The 3816-nt window shown below is 56.7% G+C and carries 2 protein-coding genes; one reads left to right on the forward strand and one right to left on the reverse strand.

Translation table 11 applies throughout. The annotated features are described in order from the left end of the window. Nucleotides 1–34 precede the first annotated feature (34 nt). The gene (locus CFR79_RS15585) at nt 35–631 is read right to left on the reverse strand and encodes a recombinase family protein (RefSeq protein ID WP_029329811.1); all 597 of its coding nucleotides are present in this window, start codon (nt 629–631) and stop codon (nt 35–37) included. Between the two features lie 156 nt (nt 632–787). On the opposite strand from CFR79_RS15585, the gene CFR79_RS15590 reads away from it, so the two are divergent. Next, the gene (locus CFR79_RS15590) at nt 788–3745 is read left to right on the forward strand and encodes a Tn3 family transposase (RefSeq protein ID WP_110548474.1); all 2958 of its coding nucleotides are present in this window, start codon (nt 788–790) and stop codon (nt 3743–3745) included. The last annotated feature ends 71 nt before the right edge of the window (nt 3746–3816 follow it).

Genomic DNA, 3816 nt, shown 5'->3' on the forward strand with positions numbered 1-3816 from the left:
GGGGTCACGACACGAAAGTGTACTTTACGTACGCTTAGAGTGAACCCAACAAGAACGTTGAGGCTGTTCTGCTGAGAGTTCGATAGACAGTTGGCCGAGAAATAGAAAACAGTTCTGAAAGATCGCTGATGGAGTAATCGCCGGTATCATACATCCGGCGAAGCTCTTTTTGCTGACGTTCAGAAAGCTTGGGTTTCTTTCCGCGTAGTTTACCTTTGTCGCGTGCAACGGCCATCCCTTCACGAGTACGCATCCGGATCAGATCGGCTTCAAACTCCGCGAAAGTCGCAAGGATGTTGAAGAACAACTTGCCCATTGGATCAGACGGATCGTGAATACTGTTCCCAAGTTGAAGCTTCACGCCACGGGATGCCAGGCTGTCGCCAATAAGCCGTGCATCAGGGACAGAGCGGGCCAGTCGATCAAGCTTTGGTACGACCAAAGTATCGCCACTACGAACAGCCGCCAGTGCCTGGTCAAGGCCGGCCCTTTCCCGGTTCGTGCCGGTGAAGCCCTTGTCGGTGTAAATACGATCGGCAGAAACACCGAGTTTGAGCAGTTCCTGATGCTGGGCCGCGAGATCCTGTTTGTCCGTCGAGCAGCGGGCATAGCCGATCATTATGTGTGTCATACGGGAAAGTGTAACGTATAAGGTCCCATGACTGCAAAACATATGGTACCACCTTTATGAGACACAGCACACGGCTGTATTCCATGACGTGTTGCACTTGTCCGGGACAGTCCGTCCAACGATCCCCTTCCGGACACATGAAGGAGACATCCGATCATGGCGCGGCGCCGTCTTCTGACCCGTGAAGCTCTCGCCCGACATTACGAGCCTTCTGTCGATGATCGCGAGATCACGAGACATTTTACACTCAGCCAGGATGACTTCGATCTGATCGCAACCCGCCGCGGAGAAACCTCCCGATTGGGTTTTGCGATGGTCATGCTCTACATGCGCTGGCCGGGACGGGTGCTGGAATCTGGTGAAACACCACCGGCTCCCATTCTGTCATTTGTTGCGCGGCAGCTCGACCTGTCCCCTGGGCTCTGGTCCCATTACGGACGTCGTGACGAAACCCGTCGATCCCATCTGGCCCACCTGATGAAGCGTTATGGCTACCGAACCTTCGATCGGTCGGCATTTCATGACATGACCGGTTTCGCGATGCCAATTGCACATCATGTGACCCAGCCATCCCGCATGGCTGCGATCCTGATTGACGAGATGCGTCGCCGAAGCATTCTCCTGCCGTCGGTCACTGTCATTGAAGCCTTGGTGCGCCGTGCTCGCCAGCAGGCCGATCACCTTGTCCATGACGTCCTTGCAGGGGATCTGCCGCCGGAAACCCGTTGTCGTTTGGACAAAATGCTGGAGCGTCGTGGCGATCGCAGTGCCTCCTCGCTCTCGTGGCTGCGTAACCCGCCCCTGTCACCAGCCGCGCGCAATATCCTGCGATTGCTGGAACGCCTGGAGTATGTACGATCCCTGAACCTCGACAGCGCTCGCGCCACGACCATACCGCGTGTGGCCTTTGACCGTTTGAGCGAAGAAGCTGCCCGGATTACGCCCCAGCATCTGGCCGAGCTTCGGTCATCCCGTCGTTACGCCATTCTGGTGGCAGCCGGGGTCCGACTTGAGGAGGTTCTAACCGACGCGACCCTCACAATGATGGACAAACTCCTCGGAAGCATGATGCGCCGTGCCGAGCACCGGATCCGTGACAAAGCGATTGTCACCATGCGATCGTTGCAGGCCCAGCTTCGTCTGCTGACAACCTCCTGCCGTCATCTGATTGAGGCGCGTGATCAGGGTGTTGATTCACTGTCTGCCATTACGGGAATTGACTGGCCCCGCCTCCAGGACGCCATCGGCAGGGCTGAAACCCTGACAGCTCCAGAGACCATTGATCGCACGGCCGAACTGATCAACCGGCATCGCTCTCTTCGTCCTGCCATTGGTCCATTCCTGAACGCGTTCCAGTTTCAGGGTGGTCGCACGGTACAGGGATTACTGAAGGCGGTGCAGATCATTGGAGACCTCTATCGGACCGGTAAACGCCGCTTGCCTGACTCCTGTCCGATCCGTTTCATTCCGCCTTCCTGGCACAGCTTTGTCAGGCCAGAGGGAACAGTCATACGACAGGCTTACGAACTCTGTGTTCTGACCCAGCTGCGCGAGCGTCTGCGTGCCGGAGACATCTGGGTAACGGAAAGTCGCCAATACCGCGCATTCGACACCTACCTTCTTCCGGAAGCCACGTTTGCAGCGATGCGCGCGCAAGGACCGTTGCCTCTGGCGATCAATGCTACGGCTGACACGTTCCTTTCTCAACGGCGTGCAGTGCTGGAAACCGCGCTGAACCGGGTGACGGCTCTTGCCAGGAAGGGCGAGTTGTCACAGGTCCGGCTTGATGCACATGGTCTTGTGATTTCGCCTCTGAAAGCAATTACACCCCCTGCTGTGGAAGAGTTGAGGCGGGCGGCTTACGACCGGCTGCCACGGATCAAGATTACTGATCTTCTGCTGGAAGTGGACCGCTGGATCAGCTTCACCGACTGCTTTACCCATCGCCGTTCCAGCCGTGTCGCGGATGACAAAAACGCCCTGCTGACGGTGATCCTGGCGGATGGGATTAATCTTGGTCTGACACGCATGGCCGACACCTGTCAGGGTGCCACCCTGCGCCAGTTGGCGCATCTGCATGACTGGCATATCAGCGAGGCCGGATACGCCGAAGCCCTTGGCCGTATGGTTGCAGCCCATCGTGGGCTGCCCCTGGCGTCACTCTGGGGAGACGGCACATCGTCCTCAAGTGATGGTCAATTGTTTCATGCAGGTGGCAGAGGCGCTGCGATCAGCGATATCAATGCGCGCAATGGCAGTGAACCGGGCGTCAGTTTCTACACCCACATCTCCGATCAGTATGATCCGTTTTCGACCCGGGTGATTGCTGCGACGGCCGGTGAAGCGCCCTATGTTCTGGATGGACTGCTTTATCATGCTAACGGACTTTCCATTGAAGAGCATTATACAGATACGGGTGGGGCATCGGATCATGTTTTCGGGCTGATGCCCTTCTTTGGTTATCGATTTGCGCCCAGGATACGGGATCTGAAAGAGCGGAAACTTCACCTTTTTCCGGGACAACACCCGGGCGAACTTCTGGGTGGGATGGCCGGTGACCTGATCAATACCAACCATATTGTGGAACACTGGGACGACCTGCTGCGTCTCGTCACATCTATTCGGAGTGGAACCGTGACCGCTTCGGCCATGCTGCGCAAACTCGGATCTTACCCCCGTCAGAATGGTCTGGCTGTGGCTTTGCGCGAAGTCGGCCGGATCGAACGGTCAATTTTTATGCTCGACTGGATACAGGATCTGGATTTGCGCAGACGAACCCAGGCTGGACTCAATAAGGGAGAAGCCCGGAATGCGCTGGCTCGGGCGCTCTTCTTCAATCAGCTTGGCGAACTGCGGGATCGGCGTTTTGAAAATCAGGCCTATCGGGCGTCAGGTCTGAACCTGCTGGTGGCAGCGGTCATCCTATGGAATACGCGCTATCTTCAGTCTGCCATCACGACGCTCGGTATTTCAGATGACCTGGCCCAGCATATCGCACCCCTCGGCTGGGAGCATATTTCTCTGACAGGCGACTATCGCTGGAATGTCGATGAGCAGCCCGAAGCTGGCGCGTTACGACCGCTTCGGGTACCTGCATCCCTACTTGTTGCGTGAACCTCAATGTGGCCAGTTCTACAGGTGTTCACTCCAAGCGTACGTAAAATACACTTTCGTGTCGTGATCCC

This window comes from Komagataeibacter saccharivorans, assembly GCF_003207825.1.
GTDB classification, from domain to species: domain Bacteria; phylum Pseudomonadota; class Alphaproteobacteria; order Acetobacterales; family Acetobacteraceae; genus Komagataeibacter; species Komagataeibacter saccharivorans.